The organism is Corynebacterium sp. P3-F1, assembly GCF_030503635.1.
In the GTDB taxonomy this organism is placed as follows: domain Bacteria; phylum Actinomycetota; class Actinomycetes; order Mycobacteriales; family Mycobacteriaceae; genus Corynebacterium.
The window spans coordinates 1,242,703-1,262,903 of the sequence record NZ_CP129965.1 but is presented as its reverse complement, the minus strand read 5'-3'; the positions used below and the strand labels follow the sequence as shown (position 1 = coordinate 1,262,903).

General features: G+C 62.5%; 21 protein-coding genes. 12 read left to right on the top strand and 9 right to left on the bottom strand.

Annotated elements, in window-relative coordinates:
- Nucleotides 1-83 precede the first annotated feature (83 nt).
- From QYQ98_RS05865 to QYQ98_RS05840, 6 genes are all read left to right on the top strand, one after another.
- Complete coding sequence (locus QYQ98_RS05865) at nucleotides 84-1,613, top strand: CCA tRNA nucleotidyltransferase (protein WP_302007701.1); 1,530 nt, start codon at nucleotides 84-86, stop codon at nucleotides 1,611-1,613.
- A complete protein-coding gene (locus tag QYQ98_RS05860; RefSeq protein ID WP_302005971.1) occupies nucleotides 1,606-2,214 on the top strand; it encodes a YqgE/AlgH family protein in 609 nt (202 codons plus the stop codon). Before QYQ98_RS05865 ends, QYQ98_RS05860 begins: the two co-directional genes overlap by 8 nt.
- A 3-nt stretch (nucleotides 2,215-2,217) precedes the next feature.
- Nucleotides 2,218-2,961, top strand: a complete 744-nt coding sequence (locus QYQ98_RS05855; RefSeq protein WP_302005970.1) for an AzlC family ABC transporter permease — start codon at nucleotides 2,218-2,220, stop codon at nucleotides 2,959-2,961.
- A 2-nt stretch (nucleotides 2,962-2,963) separates the two neighbouring features.
- On the top strand, nucleotides 2,964-3,215 hold the full coding sequence (locus QYQ98_RS05850) for an AzlD domain-containing protein (RefSeq protein ID WP_302005969.1): 252 nt from the start codon (nucleotides 2,964-2,966) through the stop codon (nucleotides 3,213-3,215).
- Between the two features lie 203 nt (nucleotides 3,216-3,418).
- Nucleotides 3,419-3,886 (top strand): hypothetical protein, encoded by a 468-nt coding sequence (locus QYQ98_RS05845; RefSeq protein WP_302005968.1) that lies wholly within the window; start codon nucleotides 3,419-3,421, stop codon nucleotides 3,884-3,886.
- A gap of 546 nt (nucleotides 3,887-4,432) precedes the next feature.
- The gene (locus tag QYQ98_RS05840) at nucleotides 4,433-4,591 is read left to right on the top strand and encodes a hypothetical protein (protein ID WP_302005967.1); all 159 of its coding nucleotides are present in this window, start codon (nucleotides 4,433-4,435) and stop codon (nucleotides 4,589-4,591) included.
- Nucleotides 4,592-4,691: 100 nt separating this feature from the next.
- Here QYQ98_RS05840 and QYQ98_RS05835 read toward each other — a convergent pair whose 3' ends face one another.
- From QYQ98_RS05835 to QYQ98_RS05795, 9 genes are all read right to left on the bottom strand, one after another.
- On the bottom strand, nucleotides 4,692-5,009 hold the full coding sequence (locus QYQ98_RS05835) for a hypothetical protein (RefSeq protein ID WP_302005966.1): 318 nt from the start codon (nucleotides 5,007-5,009) through the stop codon (nucleotides 4,692-4,694).
- A 15-nt stretch (nucleotides 5,010-5,024) separates the two neighbouring features.
- The gene (locus tag QYQ98_RS05830) at nucleotides 5,025-5,411 is read right to left on the bottom strand and encodes a Rieske (2Fe-2S) protein (protein WP_302007700.1); all 387 of its coding nucleotides are present in this window, start codon (nucleotides 5,409-5,411) and stop codon (nucleotides 5,025-5,027) included.
- An 83-nt stretch (nucleotides 5,412-5,494) separates the two neighbouring features.
- The gene (gene trpA / locus QYQ98_RS05825) at nucleotides 5,495-6,337 is read right to left on the bottom strand and encodes a tryptophan synthase subunit alpha (RefSeq protein ID WP_302005965.1); all 843 of its coding nucleotides are present in this window, start codon (nucleotides 6,335-6,337) and stop codon (nucleotides 5,495-5,497) included.
- The gene (gene trpB / locus QYQ98_RS05820; protein WP_302005964.1) at nucleotides 6,337-7,593 is read right to left on the bottom strand and encodes a tryptophan synthase subunit beta; all 1,257 of its coding nucleotides are present in this window, start codon (nucleotides 7,591-7,593) and stop codon (nucleotides 6,337-6,339) included. The genes trpA and trpB overlap by 1 nt, the downstream gene beginning before the upstream one ends.
- Before the next feature lie 59 nt (nucleotides 7,594-7,652).
- The gene (trpCF, locus tag QYQ98_RS05815) at nucleotides 7,653-9,065 is read right to left on the bottom strand and encodes a bifunctional indole-3-glycerol-phosphate synthase TrpC/phosphoribosylanthranilate isomerase TrpF (RefSeq protein ID WP_302007698.1); all 1,413 of its coding nucleotides are present in this window, start codon (nucleotides 9,063-9,065) and stop codon (nucleotides 7,653-7,655) included.
- A gap of 49 nt (nucleotides 9,066-9,114) precedes the next feature.
- On the bottom strand, nucleotides 9,115-10,143 hold the full coding sequence (gene trpD / locus QYQ98_RS05810) for an anthranilate phosphoribosyltransferase (RefSeq protein WP_302005963.1): 1,029 nt from the start codon (nucleotides 10,141-10,143) through the stop codon (nucleotides 9,115-9,117).
- Complete coding sequence (locus tag QYQ98_RS05805; protein ID WP_302005962.1) at nucleotides 10,136-10,792, bottom strand: gamma-glutamyl-gamma-aminobutyrate hydrolase family protein; 657 nt, start codon at nucleotides 10,790-10,792, stop codon at nucleotides 10,136-10,138. Before QYQ98_RS05805 ends, trpD begins: the two co-directional genes overlap by 8 nt.
- On the bottom strand, nucleotides 10,789-12,330 hold the full coding sequence (locus QYQ98_RS05800; protein ID WP_302005961.1) for an anthranilate synthase component 1: 1,542 nt from the start codon (nucleotides 12,328-12,330) through the stop codon (nucleotides 10,789-10,791). The genes QYQ98_RS05805 and QYQ98_RS05800 overlap by 4 nt, the downstream gene beginning before the upstream one ends.
- A 25-nt stretch (nucleotides 12,331-12,355) precedes the next feature.
- Complete coding sequence (locus tag QYQ98_RS05795; protein WP_302005960.1) at nucleotides 12,356-12,796, bottom strand: SdpI family protein; 441 nt, start codon at nucleotides 12,794-12,796, stop codon at nucleotides 12,356-12,358.
- Between the two features lie 177 nt (nucleotides 12,797-12,973).
- Here QYQ98_RS05795 and QYQ98_RS05790 point away from each other — a divergent pair, with 177 nt between their 5' ends.
- The 6 genes from QYQ98_RS05790 (at nucleotide 12,974) to QYQ98_RS05765 (ending at nucleotide 20,196) form a co-directional block, all read left to right on the top strand.
- Nucleotides 12,974-14,218: a dicarboxylate/amino acid:cation symporter gene (locus QYQ98_RS05790; RefSeq protein WP_302005959.1), complete on the top strand. Its 1,245-nt coding sequence runs from the start codon at nucleotides 12,974-12,976 to the stop codon at nucleotides 14,216-14,218.
- A gap of 118 nt (nucleotides 14,219-14,336) precedes the next feature.
- Entirely contained in the window at nucleotides 14,337-15,767 is a 1,431-nt protein-coding gene (locus QYQ98_RS05785; protein WP_302005958.1) for a DUF5129 domain-containing protein, read from the top strand.
- A 9-nt stretch (nucleotides 15,768-15,776) separates the two neighbouring features.
- Complete coding sequence (locus tag QYQ98_RS05780; protein ID WP_302005957.1) at nucleotides 15,777-16,304, top strand: flavodoxin domain-containing protein; 528 nt, start codon at nucleotides 15,777-15,779, stop codon at nucleotides 16,302-16,304.
- An 89-nt stretch (nucleotides 16,305-16,393) separates the two neighbouring features.
- Nucleotides 16,394-19,252: a leucine--tRNA ligase gene (leuS, locus tag QYQ98_RS05775; protein ID WP_302005956.1), complete on the top strand. Its 2,859-nt coding sequence runs from the start codon at nucleotides 16,394-16,396 to the stop codon at nucleotides 19,250-19,252.
- Between the two features lie 4 nt (nucleotides 19,253-19,256).
- Nucleotides 19,257-19,790, top strand: a complete 534-nt coding sequence (locus tag QYQ98_RS05770) for a VanZ family protein (RefSeq protein WP_302005955.1) — start codon at nucleotides 19,257-19,259, stop codon at nucleotides 19,788-19,790.
- Nucleotides 19,791-19,800: 10 nt separating this feature from the next.
- On the top strand, nucleotides 19,801-20,196 hold the full coding sequence (locus tag QYQ98_RS05765) for a YidH family protein (protein WP_302005954.1): 396 nt from the start codon (nucleotides 19,801-19,803) through the stop codon (nucleotides 20,194-20,196).
- Nucleotides 20,197-20,201: the final 5 nt, after the last annotated feature.

The window sequence follows — 20,201 nt, the reverse complement described above, 5'->3', positions numbered from 1 at the left end:
CCGGCCCTGGTGCCTGTGTGGTACTTGAGACCCGGCATCCCGGGTTTGTGCGGGGCTGTAAGGTTGTGCGGGTGACCACGCCGATGAACAGCATGATGAACAGTGCGACGAATTCCACCGACCCAGCGGAGCTGTTCAACCTGCCGGAGAAGGGGGATCCGACAGCTTTCATCGCTTTGCTGGCCCGTGCGGAGAGCGCGGTAAGCGAGCTCGCTGATCTGCTCGGGCCGCTCGCCGCGGCGTTCGCGGCGCAGGGCGAGTCCCTCTACCTCGTCGGCGGGCCCGTGCGCGACGCGATGCTGGGCCGGTTGGGCCACGATCTGGACTTCACCACCTCAGCCCGGCCCGAGACCATCAAGGCGATTTTGACGGACTGGGGCGAGGCTGTGTGGGACACCGGCATTCAATTCGGAACGGTGTCTACCGTGAAGCTGGGCCAGCAGGTGGAGGTGACTACCTTCCGTGCCGATCTGTATGACGGCGTGACCCGGAACCCCGAAGTCACCTTCGGCGACACCATCGAGGGAGACCTGGTCCGCCGCGATTTCCGGGCGAACGCCATGGCGATCGAACTTGTCCCCTCCACCGCCGCCGACGGAGCTGCAACGCTCAAGCTGGACTTCCACGATCCCGTCGACGGTTTGAAGGACCTTCTCGACCGTGTTCTGGACACCCCCCAGGCGCCCGAGGTGAGCTTCCGCGACGATCCTCTTCGCATGCTGCGCGCGGCCCGTTTCGTGTCGCAGTTGGGCTTCACCGTCAGCCCCCGCGTCAAACAGGCCATGACGGACATGGCGGAGGAGATCACCCGCATCACGGTCGAGCGCGTCCAGGCGGAGTTGGACAAGCTCATGCTGGGCCTGCAGCCGTGGGAGGGCATTGACCTGCTGGTGGAGACCGGTTTGGCGGACCACATCTTGCCCGAGGTCCCGGCGCTCCAGCTCGAGCGCGACGAGCACATGCAGCACAAGGACGTCTACGCCCACTCCCTCACCGTGCTGCGTCAGGCCACGGACCTCGAGGAAGAGGGCCCCGACCTGAAGTTGCGGTGGGCGGCGCTGCTCCACGACATCGGCAAGCCGGACACGCGCGAACTCAAGCCCGGCGGCGGGGTGTCCTTCCACCACCACGAGGTTGTCGGGGCGAAGCTGACCCGCAAGCGCATGCGCAAGCTGAAATACCCGAAGCACGTCATCGAGGATGTGGGGCAGCTCGTCTATCTGCACATGCGCTTCCACGGTTTCGGTGAGGGCCAGTGGACCGATTCGGCTGTGCGCCGCTACGTCACGGATGCGGGGGATCTCCTCCCCCGCCTGCACAAGCTCGTCCGCGCCGACTGCACCACGCGCAATCCGAAGAAGGCCGCCCGCCTGCAGCGCACGTACGACCAGCTTGAGGAGCGCATCGCGGATCTCTCCGCCAAGGAGGACCTCGCCCGCGTTCGCCCCGACCTTGACGGCAACGAGATCATGGAGATTCTGGGCCTCAAACCAGGCCCCGGGGTGGGTAAAGCCTGGAAGTATATGAAGGACCTGCGCCTCGAGCGTGGCGAGCTCGACCACGATGAGGCGGTTGCGGAGCTCAAGGCTTGGTGGGAGAAGGAAAATGGCTGAGTTCTTTTACGCGGACCGCTTGTTCACCGCGCTCGAACGCGAAACGCCGGCGCCCGGCATGCTGCTGGTCGCCGCGCCGGGCATGCTCGCCGAAGACTTCGCCCGCACCGTCATTTTGCTTATCGACGTCTCCCCCGACGCCACCTTCGGCGTCATCCTCAACCGCCGCAGCGAAGTGGCAGTCCACTCCGTCCTGCCCGAGTGGCTGCCTGAGGTGGCAAAGCCCCAGGCCCTCTACATTGGTGGCCCGCTGCGCCCCCAGGCCGCGATCGCTGTCGGGATGACCGCCACCGGCACCGTCATCGAGGACCACCCGGAGTTTACCCGGCTGGCTAACCGCCTGGTTCATGTGAATCTGCAGGCGGAACCTGCAAGCGTCGCCGGCCTGCTTGAAGGCATGCGTGTCTTCTCCGGCTACGCCGAATGGGCTCCGGGGCAGCTCGACGAGGAGATCGAACGCGGCGACTGGTACGTCGCCCCTGCCCTCCCCACCGATGTGATCGCCCCTGCCGCATCCGATCTGTACAGCGACGTGCTGCGCCGCCAGCCGATGCCTTTGCCGTTGTTCTCCACGTTCCCCGCGGACCTCGAGGACAACTAGTGCATGGGTGAGGAGATCCGCGCCGCGTTGAAGGACCTCTGGGTTGTCGGCCTGGGTCTCATTCCCCTCGGCCTGGCGTTCGGCCTGGTCATGACACAGGCAGGTTTCGCCTGGTGGTGGACCCCCATCTTCTCGGTGGTGATTTACGCCGGCTCGATGGAATTCCTTGCGGTTCAGCTCGTCACCGCGGGTGTCGGCCCCATGTCCGCCGCTGTCACCGGGTTCATGGTGAATTTCCGCCACATCTTCTACGGGCTCACATTCCCCCGCCACCGCATTTCGTCACTGCTCGGACGCGCGTATTCCACATACGCGCTCACCGACGAAACCTACGCCGTCATCTCCTCCCTCCCCCCGTCCACCCGCGCCAGCCTGTCCGGCACACGCATCCTTACCGTGCAGATCGTCTGCCAGCTTCTGTGGGTCCTTCCCGGAATCGCTGGCGCGCTTCTGGGGGTGGTCATCCCGCCGGAGGTCAAAGGCATGGACTTCGCCCTCACCGCCCTCTTCGTGGTGCTCGCCTACGAGTCCTTCACCTCGAACAAGGATTTCTCCCTGCCCCTGACCGCCACAGCCATCGCCGTGGTCGTCGCCGTGCTCGCCCCCAGCTGGGTCCTCATGGTCGCGCTGACCGCCTACTTCCTCGTCCTTCTCCTGCGCTACGCACTCCCGGGTGTCGACCGCGCCCTGGAGCTCCGCCCGCACGCAGACCCCCACGCCCAGCCCGGCGGGAGCCGTGAAGGATAACGATGGGCCTTCCAACCGGTGTCTCTCTCGGCATGGTCGCCGCCGTGCTCATCCCCGTGGCCATCGTCACCATCCTTCTGACAGTTCTTGTCATTTACACCCTCTCCGGCACCCGCGACAACCCCGGCGGGATCGGGGCCGCGCTCCTGGCCGCCGGCATTACGCTTCTGCTCCACGCCTGGCAGCGCCGTGCTGGACTATCAATTCTCGGGGGCACCGTCATCTACACGGCCCTCGTCAATCTCGTTCTCTAGCCCCGTTGTTGACCCGCCCCTCAGCCGCGCCACCCAGCCCTGCCACCCATCCACACGCCGCCGCGTTTGAGCTCTGGTGGCGCGGCTGAAACGTCGATAAGCGAAATCTGCGTGTTACGTGGGTGAATTTTCTATGTACGTGCTGCTTCATCTGGGATGAAGTCTTATGCTTGCTGTGCCGGAAGCCTTTTGCCCAAGGAGTCATGATGAAGCGCCGTATCGTTGCCGCAGTTCTGTCCGTTTCTCTCATCGCGGGCGCAGCACCTGCACACGCTGGTGAAGAGCGCCCGATCAAAGATGAAGGCAGCTCCATTAAGCCCATGCTGGAGCTAAGCTCCCCCTCTCACATGGCCGAGCACTCGAGCTTCGCTGACGACCAGGGGCTCGAGGACGCGTGGGGCAAAGCCACTCGCATGGGCTTCTTCTCCCCGCTGATCAAGGGCATCTACGACCTCGAGATCCCGGAATCTCTGCGGGAAGAAGGGGAGGACTACCCAGAGATAAATGCCAACTGGGGGAAGTACCAGTCCAAGGAGGCCCTGAACAAGGTGATCGGCAGCTCTCTGAAGTGGGATGCACATCAGGGGTACCGGATGGGTACAGGCCTGAACCTCTGGATCGCTGCCGGCGTTCTGGCGGGTCTGCTGGGCGGCGTGTTTGCAGCGAACTAGGCCGGTCTGATCCAGATTCCGTCCGCCGCTGATCTGGATCGCATGCATGCGGACGCTCTTCGTCAGCTCGACGCGCTTCTGCCGCACTAGTTTTGAGGCATCCCCCTAAATTGGGGACCTTTGAGGGTCTATTCTGAATTGCTCCCCGCTAACTGCGCTGGGTTTCTGGCGTGCAGTTAGGGGGAGCGCTTCGCTGCCGGGGGCTGAGCACCTGGTCCTCCGCGTCTAATCGGCCTGGGACGCTGACGTTTCTGTTAGGTGCCGTTCGAAAACATTGAGTTATCCACAGGGATGAGCTGGCTTTTTGCCTTCAGAATCGAATAATCAAGCTAACTGGTGACCGTTATCCAGCAGAATGGTTACACCTGTGTGAAAGAGTGTTCTATGAAACCAGCCGATGCACTCACTGAAAGCCACTGCCATGACTGCAGCGAGACCACCTGAATCCAGAGAGCCTGAAACCGACCCACCCACCTCCCCCGCCCCACCAACGAAAAAGCTGCGAATAGTGGAGAACTCACTGGCGAATCGCCTGATCCAGCGCCCATGACACACGAGGAATGCTTGGAGGCGATCACCGAATTGGAGAGGGAATTCGGGATGGAATTCCCCTTCCGCCCCGAGCCGCCGGAGGAGGTGGATGAGGAATCACAGACGCCGATGCTGAACGCCCAAGCAGAGGTAGACGACATGCCCCCGTTCTAAGGATCTCCCGCAGCCTCAGAAACAACGGTGTTTCGGTTGGAAGAGTGCAAGAGATCCCGCAGATCTGTCAGATCCGCCTAAACCGGTCCGCCTAAACCGGTTAATCTCGCAGATCCGGGAAGAGGGTTTGCGCCTCAGCCCAAAGTCCGGCGAATTCCTGCGGCTTAAGTACTTGGTGTTCGATGTCTTGGAATTCCGCGAGCCTGTCTGGATGCGGGACGACATCGAGGGGCATATTCGCACTGCCGTGCACCCGGCCGTCGATGACAGCGCCGACAATGGAATTGTCTGGGGTGAGTTCGATCATGCGGACCATGCGGCAGGCAGTTCGGGTGTCATCGATCTCCTCGAGCTCGGCCACATTGACCAGACCGGATCCGTCGGGGGCGACGAAGATCGTCTTCACAAACAAGGTCATCAAAAATCCCTCCTTTTATGCCTCACCCGCGGTGACCGTGCCACCGTTCTCACTCACGGGCACGGTCGTCATAGCTGAAGTAGCAGGGCCGGAAACGGGCTGGCCGGTGGCGATGTCGAAAACGGAGCCGTGGGACGGGCATCGCACCGTGTTTCCTTCCACCTGCGTGATCGGGCTTCCCTGGTGAGGACAGGTGGTCGAGTACGCGACGAACTGGCCCTCCGCCGGCTGGGCAATGATGATCTTGTCCACGATGACTGCGCTGCCGACGGGTACCTGTGTGGCGGCAACCTCGGCTGATGGCGCCTTGCCACAGGCGGCGATGAATGCGCCAGCGAATGTGGTGGCGGTTCCGAGCAGGAACGCGCGGCGCGAGCAGGATTGAGACCGTACGGGGCCCATGCCGACGTTAGAACTACTGGCAGCGGAGAACGCTGATGATGCGGAGGACGCTGACGATGTGGAGAACGAGGAGGGGGTGCCAATCATGGCTTCATCGTAGCTTGCTTCATGGTGCCAACGTACTCTCGGAGCTCCTTCGTCAGGGCCCCCATGTCGCGGACGGACCCGGGGTTCGGGTGGTTGTAGTCCACGTGGGTGTCGATGATTTTAGCTATCGCGGAGCCCGTGATGGCGCCAGCTGCACCTGCGGCGATGGCGTCGGCCACGTGCTGCGGAGTTGAGATGCCGAATCCTAGCAGAACGGGGGCGCCGTTGTAGGAGGAGATGTTGGAGACGACGTCGGCAAGCCCCTGCGTTTGGGATTCGCGCTCGGCACCAGTCACTCCGTCGCGGGACACGGCGTAAATGTAGCCGCGGGAGTGCGCGGCCACGCCTTCGAGCACTTCAGGGCGTGCCTGAGCTGGGGCGATGAAGACAGGGTCGATTCCGGCGGCGGTCGCCGCCTCGATGAAGGGCGCTCCTTCGCGGACGGGGACATCGGGGATGAGGACTGCGTCGGCGCCCGCTTCATGGAGTTCGTTGTAGAACGAATCCAGCCCGCGGACGTACGGGACGTTCGCGTACACGAGCATCCCGATTGGCACGTCCGGGTGGCGGCGGCGAATCTCACGGATCTGTTCGAAGCACGTATCCACGGAAGCGCCCCCGTCCAACGCTCGCAGATGCGATTTTTGAATGGTTGGGCCGTCGGCCGCAGGGTCGGAGAAGGGGATGCCGAGTTCGAGAGCGTCGGCACCGGCGTCGATAAGCGTGTCGATGATGTCGACGGCTTCTTTCGCCGTCGGGTCGCCGAGCATGACGAAGGGAACGAATGCGCCTTCGTTCTTGGCGCGCAGAGTATCAAACAGCGCGGTGAAACGGGACATTATTTCTCCTTCGTTGTGTTCAGTACGTATTCCGGGCGCTCTTCGAGCGCCTGTTGCACGTGAGCGACGTCTTTGTCGCCGCGGCCGGATAGCGAGACGAGGATGGTGACCGGCTGTTTGGCGTCCGTTGCCTCGTCGGCGCGCTGCAGCGCGTACGCGAGTGCGTGGGAGGACTCGAGCGCAGGGATGATGCCCTCCTTACGGGACAGAAGCTGGAAGGCGCGCAGGGCATCGCCGTCGGTGACAGGGACGTATTGTGCGCGGCGAGATTTGGCCAGGTGCGCGTGCTGCGGCCCGACAGCCGGGTAGTCGAGGCCCGCCGAAATGGAGTAGGACTCTTCGATCTGGCCGTCCGGGTTGCGCATCAAGTACGACTTCGTCCCGTGGAGGATGCCCACGGTCCCCGCGGCGATCGCGGCGCCGTGCTTGCCGGAGTCCATGCCCTCCCCTCCCGGTTCCGTGCCGACGAGTTGCACTGATTCCTCGTCGATGAAGTCCGCGAACATGCCGATGGCATTGGAGCCGCCGCCGACGCAGGCGACTACGACATCCGGTAGCGCGCCCGTCCGGTCCAGCATCTGGGCCTTGGCCTCTTCCGAGATGACCTTGTGGAATTCACGCACGATCGTCGGGAACGGGTGCGGGCCGGCCGCGGTGCCGAGCAGATAGTGGGACTCGTGGAAGGTCGCGGTCCAATCTCGAAGTGCCTCGTTCACGGCGTCCTTGAGGGTGCCGGAGCCGGAGTCCACGCCGATGACCTCTGCGCCCATCAGTCGCATGCGGTAGACATTCGGTGCTTGGCGCTCCATGTCCTTGGCGCCCATGTAAATGACGCAGTCGAGACCCATCAGAGCGCACGCTAGCGCCGTGGCGGTGCCGTGCTGGCCGGCACCGGTCTCAGCGATGATGCGCGTCTTGCCCATCTTCTTGGCCAGCAAGGCTTGGCCGATCACCTGATTCGTCTTGTGTGCGCCACCGTGAACCAAGTCCTCGCGTTTGAGGAAGATACGGGCGTACTCGTTGTCCTTTGTCAGGTTCCGTGCCTCAGTCAGTGGCGTTGGGCGTCCTAGGTAATCCCGCAGTAGCCCGCGGTATTCATCCATGAACTGGTCGTCGTTCCACGCGTCGACGAATGCCTGCTCGAGCTGGTCGAGTGCCGGAAGCAGAGACTCGGCGACGAACTGTCCGCCGAATTCACCGAAATACGCTGGCAGGATAGTGCTTCCGCCGTCGCGTGCCTGTGTGGTGTCAGTCATGGGTAATCCTTGTTGAGTGTTCTTCAGTATTCGAGTCAGGATTCGAGTTAGTACGGGAATCAATAATGGAAATTGCGGATCCGGTCGAAGGTGGTACGCAGGGCTCCGGCATCCTTCATTCCGGTCCACGAACCTGCGGACGCCGGGTATTCGACGCCGGAGTTCAGGTCCACCCCGAGGCATCCCACGGCGAGGGCATCCTCGACATTGTCGGGGCTCAACCCTCCGGCGAGGAGGCTGTGCGCGCGGACCTCGTCGGGGATCGTGGACCAGTCGAAGCCAATGCCGGATCCGCCGTCTTTCGCGTCGAGCACAAGCTTATCGACGTCGCCCGCCAGTCCCGCTGCCACTGCCGGCCCATCGGGCTCTGACATGGAGACGGCTCGCCACACTTCCACCCCGGGGTCGATGGATCGGACGGTATCGCGGACCGTTCGGACAAGGTCCCTCTCGGCGTCCAACGAGCCACGGTACGGGGCGTGGATCTGAACCGCGTGAATTCCCGGGAAGACCAGATCCTGCCACCCGTCGGTCCTTCGGCTCACTGCCACATAGTGCAATCCCGGCTCGTGAGCGATGATATCTTCCGATGTTTCACGTGAAACATTGCGGGGGCTGACCTCTTCGAAGATGAGGCCTCCGTAGAGGGCGCCGACTGCGCGAGCGACTTGTGCGGCTGACCGGGAGGTAAGACCACACACCTTGTTGGGCCCGTAGACCAACATGCGGGCGGCCCAGTCGATATCCGGGGTGCCGGTTAGGTGGGATCCGACGAGGAAGCCGTCGGAATGGTCGCCGAGGCGTCGAATGGTCTCGACATCGCGGATGCCGGACTCGGAAACAACGAGCGCGTCTTCGGGAGCAAGGGGCGCGAGGCGGGCCGAACGCTCGAGGTCGATGGACAGGTCGTGAAGATTCCGGTGGTTGATGCCAAAGATCTTTGCGCCCAGTTTCGTTGCGCGAGCCGCTTCTTCCTCATCGATCACCTCGGTGAGCACGTCCATGCCGAGGCGCTCTGCCTCGGCGGAAAGAGCCGTATATTCATCGTCGTCGAGAACGCTGAGCATGAGGAGAATGGCGTCGGCACCAAAATAGCGCGCGGCGTGGATCTGTGCCGGGTCGATGATGAAGTCTTTGCACAACACCGGAAGGTGCGTTGTGGCGGCGACAGTGGCGAGGTGGTCGTAGTCACCCCCGAAACGCTCGGGCTCGCACAGCACTGAGATTCCGGCGGCATAGCGCGAATAGACCGCGGCGATGTCTCCCGGTTGGTAATGTTCGCGAATCATGCCGAGCGACGGTGAGGAGGACTTGCACTCCATGATGAATCGCGTTCCGGGGCGGTCGAGCGAATCGTAGAGGGACCGGTCGGACCGCGGGAGCTCCGCGGGATCAACATGAGCGATGCGGGCTTTAATTGCGTCAATGTGACGTTTTCGGGACGTGATGATGCCTTCAAGGACGGTCGGCAACCCCGCAGACGGTCCTGTGTCGTATCCGCGCTGGTCAGAGGCTTGCTCGTTAGGCACTGTAGTCAGCTCCTTCGTGGGTGGAGAGCCAGTGGGCAACGGTGCCGCTGCTAAGCAATTGCTGTGCGCGCTCGACACCTGATGCGATGTCGTCGTCGAAGCCGTAGAGGTAGAAGATCGCTCCGGCGGTGGCGGCGACGGCATCGCGTTGAGCATCAGGGGCTTCGCCATTGAAGATCGCGCGGATCGCGGCGGCGTTCTCTTGCCCGTCGCCGCCTTCGAGCTCCTCGAGAGCGTACGTCGGCAGCCCCATGTCGCCGGGAGTGAGCGTGTAATGCTCGATGTTGCCGTCGCGGTCGAGCTCCCACACGAGGGTCTCTCCGTGGACTGCGAGCTCGTCGGTGCCGGCTCCATGCACGATCATCGCGCGGCCGCGGCCGAGCTCACGCATCGTCTCGGCGATGGTCTGGCCCAGATCCGGATTGGCAATGCCCATGATCTGGTACTCCGGACGCCCCGGCGACAGCAGCGGACCCAGTGTGTTGAACAAAGTGGGGATGCCCAAAGATTTACGAACAGGCTGAACATGGGCGATCGCGGGGTTGTAGGCCGGCGCGAAAAGGAAAGTGAAATTAGATGCTTCGAACTGGCGCACGGCGCGGTCCGGATCGAGGTCCAGGGGAATATTCAGCGCCTCGAGCACGTCGGCGGAGCCGGACTTGGAGGAGACGGACCGGTTGCCGCACTTGATCATCTTCACTCCCCCGGCGGCTGCAACCAGGGAGGCGGCAGTGGTGATGTTGATGGTGTTCTTGCCGTCGCCGCCCGTGCCGGCCGTGTCCATGAGGCCAGCACCCGTGATGGGGAAAGGACGGCCGGCTGCGAGGAATGCTTTGGCAGCACCGGCGATATCGGCGAAGGTCTCACCGCGGGTGCGCACGGTTGCCAGGAGGGCGGCGATGTGAACATCGTCGTAGTCACCCACAGTTAGCGGCACGAAGGCGTCCGTCGCCTCTTGCAAACTCGGTCCCTTGTTATCGAGGAAGCGACGAAGAGTTTCAAGTGAGGTTTGGCTAGCCATTGGTCGTGCCTTTCGTTGAGTGTTCCAACAATTGAGTGATTGAACGCTCCAAAATCAATGGTCCTTGGGGTGTGAGAATGGATTCAGGGTGGAACTGGAAGCCGATGGACATGCCGTCTTCGGATACGGCGGACATCACTATTTCTCCATTCTCACTCGAAATGCGAGCTAGGGGAACCAGATCATTGGGAACCCCAACGGTTCCAAGGGAGTGGTATCGAGCAACTGGAACCAATCGTCCGGGGGTGTAGCCGTGCTCCGGTCCATTGTCGGTTGTGAGCCCGCGGAAGAGCGGATGTCCGATGCCCTCCTCAGTCAGGTACATGGATTCGCTTACACCGTGGACGGGACCGCACGGGGTGACGCGGCCACCAAAGTGCTCGATGAGGGCCTGGTATCCGAGGCAGATTCCCAAGATCGGAATGGTGCCCTGGATACGTTCGATGAGCTCCATCATGCAGCCGGCGTCGGCGGGATATCCGGGGCCGGGAGAGAGAATGACGACATCCGGTTCTACGTCGAGCACCCGGTCGACAGTGACCGTGTTGCGAAAGACCATGAACTCCACATTCGGCATGGTCGCGAGTGCGTCGACGAGGTTGTACACAAAAGAGTCCTGGTTATCCAGGAGGACCACTCGGGCGGTCATCGGATCACCTCTACCTTGCGGCCGCTGGCCATGGCAATGGCGTTGAGGACGGCGTAGGCCTTGTGCAGAGTCTCGTCCGCTTCGGCCTGCGGGATGGAATCGCGCACGACACCAGCACCTGCCTGGACGGTGGCTACGCCGCCGCGCACGAACGCGGAGCGGATGACGATGCATGTGTCGAAGTCACCGTTGCCGCGCAGATACCCCACTGCCCCGCCATAGGAGCCGCGGCGGACGCCTTCGAGCTCACGGATTAGCTGCGTTGCGCGCAGCTTGGGGGCGCCGGTCAAAGTGCCCATATTCATGGACGCGCGGTAAGCGTCCAGGGCGTCGAGGTCGGCTGAGAGGGTCGCTGTCACGCGGGAGACGAGGTGCATGACGCGGGAGTAGCGGTCGACCTGGAGGAGCTCACGGACTTGGCGGGTACCGGGCTCAGCGACGCGTGCGAGGTCGTTGCGTGCTAGATCGACGAGCATCGTGTGCTCGGCGATCTCCTTGGCGTCGGTACGCAGCTCGAGCTCCATACGCGTGTCCAATTCATGCGTGGTGCCGCGCGGCCGTGTCCCGGCAATCGGGTACAGCTGCACCTCGCGGGAGGCAGCTGAGAACTTCAGGTTCGATTCGGGTGATGCGCCGAGGAGCTCATATGCGTCGCCGTTCCGGTCGAGTCCGCGGACATAGAACATGTACGGCGACGGATTCGTCTCGCGGAGGCACTGGTACGCGACGAACGCGTCCGGGCACTCGGCAGTGAACGCCCGCGCCGGCACCACCTGGTAGATGTCGCCGTTGTAGATATTGTCTTTGAGCTTCTCCACATCGCGGCGGAAGTCAGCGTCGTCAATGCTCGCTTCCACGCGCAGTGGCTCCTCGGCGCTGGATGAGCGGGGGGTGGGGGGCTCGGCGGCGTCGATAAGCTCGGCGAATTCGCGCATCCGCTTATCGACGTCCCCCTGTCCCCCATCCACCCCTGTGAGCCGAGCGGTGTTCGCGCGGTGGTCGATCGTGAGCACGATGTCCGCGAGGATGAATTGGTAGTCGGGGTACGTGTTCGTGCTATCGGCGACGCTGGGCAGGTCCTCGAAGGTGGCCAAGTAGTCGAAAGCGAATCCGCCGACGAGCATGGGAAGCGTGCTGTGCTCGGTGTCGGTGTAACCGGCACCAGTTGTGAGCGCACGGAGGACATCCGCGGAACTCGGCGCGGTGAGCCGCTCACGCTCGTCCGCGGCGGTGGAGACCGGGAAGCGGAAGGTGCGCTCCCCCGTCACGAAGTCCGCGAGCTGCCCGTGCAGGCGGTCTGCGATCGCCTCGCCGTCCGTGCTGAGTGCCTCCACCGCGACATCCGGTCCGTTGCACGTGACGCGTAGGGAAGCCCCGAGGACCGCGACCGACTGTAGCCCGGACTTGGTGGTGATGTCGGCGCTCTCGAGCAGCACAGAATCCGTCATGTCTGTGCCGCCGATAGCGGCGAATAAGGTCGACGCGTCGGCGTGGTAGCGCACATCGAGGTGCGTGACCTGGGGGCGGAACTCGCTCACGTCAGGCCTCCTTTCTGCAATGAGACTACCTGTCGTCTGCGCGGCGGGCGGCGTTTCGCAGGGCACCGAGATCGACTTGGGGGGCGGGCTGCGTGGCTTGAGAAGCGGAGTCAGTCTCGCTCTCTTTCGCTTGCGCGAAGAGCTTCGCTGCGCGTGCACCTTGGTTGCCGGCCGCGGCCACAGCGGCAACCGCGACGATCGCCAAGATCACGGGGCCGGCCCAGAGCCAACCGTCGGCGATGAAAGAAAAGGCTGCGCCGAAGACGAGGGCGAGACCGCCGAGGATCAGGTATGGACCGGTCACCTTGTGGGCCTGCACCCAGATCTCTTCGTCCTTGCGCACCTCCGGCACGTGCAACCCGACCATGTTATTGCCGGGCAAGCGGCCGAGGGCGGCGAGCACTCCTGGAATCAGCAAAGCGAGTGCGAAGATAATGAAGACAACACTGATAACCACTCCAGTCATAAACCAGCAGTCTACTTTCCGTGTGATGGAGCGCACGTGTTCGGGGGGTCCTGCGGAAACGCCGGTTTTTCTCTGGGGGTGAGGGTCAGGAAGAATAACAATTAATAAGGTGCGCTGCCGCCTTATTCATTTCCCCGTACCCCGCCTGACTCAGGCGTACCGAGCAAAGGGTAAAACATGAACACCAAGTCGATCACGAGGTCGCTGCTGTTCTGGATCGTCGTGGCCATCGTGCTCGGCATCTGCTGCAGCTTCTTCTTCCCGGAGTGGCTTGCCCGCATCTTCATCACGTTCAACGGGCTCTTCTCCAATTTCCTGGGCTTCTTCGTGCCCGTCCTTATTTTCGCGCTGATCACCCCTGCCATCGCTGGTCTCGGCCGCGGCGCCGGGAAGTGGTTGGGCATTACCGCCGGCCTGGCCTACGGCTCGACCGTGATCTCCGGTCTGATCGCGTGGGGTCTGTCCGCGGCGCTCTACCCCTGGATGCTCGGCGACCAGACGTTGGTCACGAATGTCGACGACGTGGACGCCGGTTCCCTGTCGCCGTTTTTCGAGGTGGAGATTCCCGCACCCTTCGAGGTGATGACCGCACTGGTCTTGGCTTTCTGTATCGGTCTTTCCATGACTGCCGTGAAGTCCGACACCATGTACAAAGTGGCCACCGAGCTCGAGAGCGCGATCATGAAAGTGGTCACCGCGTTCGTGATTCCGCTGCTGCCGATCTACATCTTCGGCATCTTCCTGAACTTGGGCATGAACGAGAATCTCGGCTCGACCATGGCGGCCTTCGGCAAGGTCCTGGTTCTGGCAGTCCTCATGACCATCGTCCTGCTGGTCTGCCAGTACCTGATCGCCGGCATCGTCGCGGGCATCAACCCGTTCACTGCGCTGCGCAATATGCTCCCGGCTTACTTCACGGCTCTGGGTACGTCGTCGTCTGCCGCGACGATCCCGGTCACCCTGCGTTCCACCCTGAACAACAAGGTGGACGAGAACGTGGCCGGTTTCGTCGTACCTTTGTGTGCGACGATCCACCTGTCCGGGTCCATGATGAAGATCGGTCTCTACGCGTTCGCCGTCATCTACATGGGCGGTCTCGACGTTTCTTGGGGTCTGTCGCTCGGATTCATTCTGCTGCTCGGCATAATGATGATCGCCGCGCCGGGTGTCCCGGGCGGTGCGATCATGGCGGCGACCGGCCTCCTCGCGTCCATGCTGGGCTTCACAGACGATATGGTCGCTTTGATGATCGCAGCCTACATCGTCATTGACTCTTTCGGTACTGCGGCCAACGTGACGGGTGACGGCGCCATCGCGCTCGTGCTCAACCGCTTCGCAGCCGGCAAGATCGAGGGCACGTCGCAGGAGCAGTCGCTTATCGACGACCGCCCCGCCACCGCCGAAGGCAGCACCCGCGTGTAGCTCCCCGGCCGATCCGTCCGAGAACCGATGTTTCACGTGAAACATCGGTTTTTTCGTGCGCGGTGATATTTTCCAGAACGGTTACGATGGGGCTATGGGATCGACTACGAGAGCTGTATTGGGAACAATCGGCAGCGCTGTTCTGCTCGGCGGCGCCGGAGCCGGGCTCGCGTACGCGCTGACTACCCCGCCGGTCGAAGATCATTACGCGGTAGAAGTGGCGCAGCAGGCCCCGAAGGTGGTCATCGACGATCCCGATGACGTCCTGACGCCTGAAGACGAAGAGCGCATGATGCGCGACGTCGAACGCCTCGACCACCCGGACGTGGTGAAGGAACTCCACTACATGGTCTTCGCGAAAAACCACGAGAACGTCTTCGACTCCGTCGAGGAGTACATGCGCGACAACCACCCCGATTTGATCGGTAATGCGGAGAACGCCGACAACCGCTTCGCTGACGGTCTAGCTATCATTGGAGTCGGTCTCGACCCACGCCAGGCGTTCGCTTATTACGGTGACGATGTCGTCCGTGAGCTCCAAGTGGACCACGGCCAGCGCGACGAGCAGGTCCTCGACGCGATGAAGCCCGGTGTGCGCGACGGCAATATTCCGGCGGGGTTATTCAATGCTGCTAAAACCGCCTTCGACAGGCAGGCCGCGCAGGACTACGGCTACAACAACGCCAAGAATGACCGTGAGGGCGGTGTGATTGGCGCTGGCGCCGCCGGGTTAGGACTCGGTGCTGCGGGTGCCGCCACGGGTTTCGCCATTTCCAACAGCCGCCGTAAGAAGATCGAACAGGCCCGTGAGGACTACCGGGCGATCACCACGGAATACACGGCACTCGCTGGGCGCCTCGACGAGATCGATATCCGCGCGAACTCCGTGTCCTCCTCCTTTGCCGACGCGGAGCTGCGCAAGCAGTGGCAGGAAGTCCGGGAAACTTTCTTCGGCTACCACGATGCTGTCAGCGGCGCCGGCGGGATCGGCGATATCCGCATCGACGACGACAAGGAAGCCCTACGCAACCACAAGAAACTCCGTAGTGCGGCCACCTCTGTCGAGCACGTGTCCAACGCGGAGGACAACATCAACCGCCTCTTCGAGATCGAGCAGGGCGATGCGGGCGCGCGCCGCGCCGCTCTCACGGAGATCCGGAAGGATGTCATCGAAGCGAAGCACAAGATCAAGAACAGGGGCCTGAAGAAGGACCTCGAGCTGCTCGAGCAGCGCATCAATGCCCTCGACGCTAACCCGGACTCCCCTGCATTCGTCGATGACTTCGTCCGCGTGCTCGGCGATTACCGTGTGTTGCTTGAGGAAGTGAAGCGCCGCGAATTCTCCGATGTGAAGGAATACGAGCCCCTGCGCAAGCCCGCCATCTACGACAGCGGCTACAACTACTACGGCTACGTCCCCTTCGTTGTCATGAACGATTGGCACACGAGCAACGTGCAGACACACGAGCAGCAAACCTCGGGTGGCGGCACCTCCGCAGGTGTAGCATCTTCCGGTTTCAGTGCGGCGGGAAGTTCATCCTCGTTTTAAGCTGGTCGTGTGACGGACGTCTTCTACGCAACGTATTACGGTTCCACCAAGCAGTACGCCGACGCGCTCGCGGCGCGGCTCGGGGTCACCGCCCGGGAGATCAGCGACGAGCAAGCAGCGCTTATCGACGCCTCCTCTGCCGACCCCATCATCGTCCTCTCCCCCATTCACGGGCCGTCGCACCCCGGTGTGAAGTTCGTCAAGGAGCTTGAAAAGGCGGGCGCCGCGGAAAAGCGACGTGTTGCTTTGGCGACTGTCGGCATGACGCTCGACGATGTCGTTGCCGCGCAGGACCCGGCGGGCGAGCTCTTGGGCAACCTCGCGGGGAGCGTGGAGCGCTTCTACTTGCCTGGCCGGATGAACTACTCGGAGTTAAACAGTAAGCACCGGAACATCATGAAGGGGCTCATCGCGATGCTCAGGATGAAACCGGGGAAGTCTGAGAACGACCAGATGATGATCGACACCTACGACAAGGACGTCGACCGCGTGGATTTGGGGCGGCTCGAACCAATCGTGGAGTGGGCTGAAAGCTGACCGCCCGAATTCCACGGTGTTTCACGTGAAACATTGATTTCGTCGTCCGGCCATGAACTGGTTCAGGTGGCCTACTACACTGGCTAACCATGACTAGCGCTACTGGACCGGCGTTCCGCTACTCTGCGGGCCTTGCCAACGAGATCGAACAGAGATGGCAGAAGCACTGGATCGACAACGGGACGTTCGATGCCCCGAACCCTGTCGGTCCGCTAGCGCCGGAGACGGGATCCACCGAGCTTCCGGCTGACAAGCTCAACGTTCAGGACATGTTCCCCTACCCCTCGGGTGCTGGCCTGCACGTGGGGCACCCGCTCGGGTACATCGCCACCGACGTGTTCGCGCGCTACAACCGCATGTTGGGCAAGAACGTGCTTCACACGCTCGGTTACGACGCGTTCGGTCTGCCGGCTGAGCAGTACGCGATTCAGACTGGTACGCACCCGCGCACCACGACGATGGCGAATATTGAGAACATGACCCGCCAGCTCGACGCGCTGGGGCTGGGACATGACCGCCGCCGCTCCGTGGCCACGACGGACCCGGAGTTCTACCGCTGGACCCAGTGGATCTTCCTGCAGATTTACAACGCCTGGTTCGACGATGAGCAGCAGAAGGCGCGCCCGATCTCCGAGCTGATCAGTGAGCTCGAGGCCGGTACGCGCACCACCAAGGATGGCCGCACCTACGCCGAATTGGATACCGCGGAAAAGCAGCGCGCGATCGACGAGTTCCGTCTCGTCTACCTCTCCGACTCCATGGTCAATTGGTGCCCCGGCCTGGGAACCGTGCTGGCTAACGAGGAAGTCACCGCTGACGGGCGGTCGGAACGCGGGAACTACCCCGTCTTCCGTAAGCGTCTGCGTCAGTGGATGATGCGCATCACCGCGTACTCCGACCGGTTGCTGGACGATCTTGAGCTGCTCGACTGGCCCGAGAAGGTCAAGGCCATGCAGCGCAACTGGATCGGCCGCTCCCGTGGTGCTGAGGTCTCCTTCCAGTCGGCTGCTGGCCCCATCAACGTCTTCACCACTCGTCCGGACACCCTGTTCGGTGCCACATACATGGTTCTCGCGCCGGAGCATGAGCTGGTGGATGAGTTGGTGGCGGATGGGTACGAGGGGGGCGTCGATAAGCGGTGGACGTACGGCGAAGCGACGCCGAAGGATGCTGTGGACGCGTACAAGCGCGCGATCGCGGCGAAGTCCGACGTAGAGCGCCAGGAGAATAAGGAGAAGACGGGTGTCTTCCTGGGCGCCTACGCCACGAACCCCGTGAACGGCGAGCAGGTGCCGGTGTTCATTGCGGACTACGTGCTCACCGGCTACGGCACGGGCGCCATCATGGCGGTGCCGGCTCACGATGAGCGCGACTATGAGTTCGCCACCGTTTTCGGGCTGCCGATCATTCCTGTGCTCGACGGCGGGAACGTGGATGAAGCGGCGTTCACGGAAGACGGTCCGCACATCAACTCGGCAAACGAGTCCGGTTTGGACCTGAACGGGCTGGGCAAGAGCGACGCCATTGAGAAGGCTATTTCCTGGCTCGTCGCAGAAGGTGCCGGTGAGGAACGTATCCAGTACAAGCTCCGTGACTGGCTCTTTGCCCGCCAGCGCTACTGGGGTGAGCCTTTCCCGATCGTCTATGACTCAGACGGTATGGCGCACGCGCTGCCGGAATCGATGCTTCCTGTGGAGCTTCCGGATGTGGAGGACTACAACCCGGTCTCCTTCGATCCGGACGACGCCGACTCCGAGCCCTCTCCCCCACTGGCGAAGGCGACTGATTGGGTGAACGTCACGCTGGACCTCGGCGACGGCGAGAAGCAGTACACTCGCGACACCAACGTCATGCCGCAGTGGGCCGGCTCCTCGTGGTACCAGCTGCGCTACATCGATCCGACGAACTCGGACGTTTTCTGCGACATTGAGAACGAGCGTTACTGGACCGGCCCCCAGCCGGAAAAGCACGGCGAGAACGACCCGGGTGGAGTGGACCTCTACGTCGGCGGCGTGGAGCACGCGGTCCTGCACCTCCTGTACGCGCGCTTCTGGCACAAGGTTCTCTTTGACTTGGGGTACGTGACGTCGAAGGAGCCGTACCGCCGCCTGTACAACCAGGGCTATATCCAGGCCTACGCCTACACGGATTCCCGCGGTGTTTACGTGCCGGCGGCGGAGGTCGAGGAGAAGGACGGGAAGTTCTTCTACAACGGCGAGGAAGTCAACCAAGAGTACGGCAAAATGGGTAAGTCCCTCAAGAACGCCGTCGCTCCGGATGATATTGCCCGGGATTTCGGCGCCGACACGTTGCGCGTGTACGAGATGTCGATGGGGCCGCTCGATACTTCCCGCCCGTGGGCGACGAAGGACGTCGTGGGTGCGCACCGCTTCCTCCAGCGCCTGTGGCGCTTGATCGTGGACGAGGAGACCGGAGAACTCACCGTCAGCGATGCCGCGATGAGTGACGATGACGCCAAGCAGCTCCACCGCACGATCGCCGGAGTGCGCGACGATTACGAGCATCTGCGCGACAACACGGTCGTGGCCAAGCTCATCGAGTACGTGAACTACCTGACCAAGGCGCGCGAGAGCAAGGAAAACGGCAATGTTTCACGTGAAACGGTGGAACCGCTCGTTCAGATGGTCTCCCCCGTCGCGCCGCACATCGCCGAGGAGCTGTGGGCGCGTCTCGGCCACGAAGGCACGATCACCTTCGAGTCTTTCCCCACTTTCGACGAGAGCTTGCTCGTCGATGACACCGTTGAGATCCCCGTCCAGATCAACGGGAAGGTGCGCGCGCGAGTTGACGTGCCGTCCGAGGCTACAAAGGAAGACATCGAGGGCATCGCGCTTGCCGACGCACGAGTGGTCGAGCTTATCGACGGCAAGAACGTGGTGAAGACCATCGTGGTGCCCGGCCGCATGGTGAACCTGGTGGTGAAGTAACTAGGTGCAAGCAGAGCAGCGGGTAACAAGGGGCGCCGCCCTCGGCGCTCTATTCGCCTACTCAGGCGTAGTGACTTCGCTGACGATGCTGAAGCAATTCTTCCGCATCGGGTACCTGTGGGATCCAGAGAATAAACCATTCCTCGGACACTCATTCATTCCCTTTCACGAGGTCTTCATCGCATCAACGTGGTTTGGTCCGCTCTTTGGCTACGGCGGCAACCTAGCTTTCTTCATTCCGATCGGCCTGCTTCTGTTCATCCTCACCGAACGGGTGAAATGGGCGACGGTGTTTGGCGGACTCTTTAGCATGGCCATTGAGGCGACGCAGTATTTCGCGCAACTGGGGTACACGGATATCGATGATTTCTTGATGAACACGCTGGGCGCGTTCGTCGGTGCCACAATCGCCCGCTGGTGCGGGCCGCGGCTCTACCGGCTCTGGGTCGGACTCACCTTCGCCGCCGTCGCAGTGTTCATCGGTTTTGTTCTCGCTGGAGATAGCCTTGGGGGCCCAGACAAGGTGAAGCAGCTCTAGACTGTGAGCTATGAGTGGTCCGAAGAACAACCTCACGGGCGGGGATGAGGAACGTGGGTGGTGGACGCGCACCGTCTTCCCCACGGGCGAGGAACCGGACCCCCGCTTCACCCTGGCCAATGAACGAACATTTCTCGCGTGGACACGCACCGCGCTCGCATTTCTGGCCGGCGGAATCGCGCTGGAGGCCTTCGGCCTGCCGGGTTTCGACGGAGACTGGCGCCGCACCGCATCCATCACTTTGATCCTCGTGGGCATGGCCATTTCGCTCGGTTCGGCAGTCAGGTGGGTGCGCATCGAGCGATCTCTCCGAAACGACCGCCCCCTCCCCGCGCCGGGCATCGTGCCTGTTCTCGGGGTAGGCATCACCGTGGCCAGCATCATTGTCCTGACGGCGTTGTACTAAGGAAC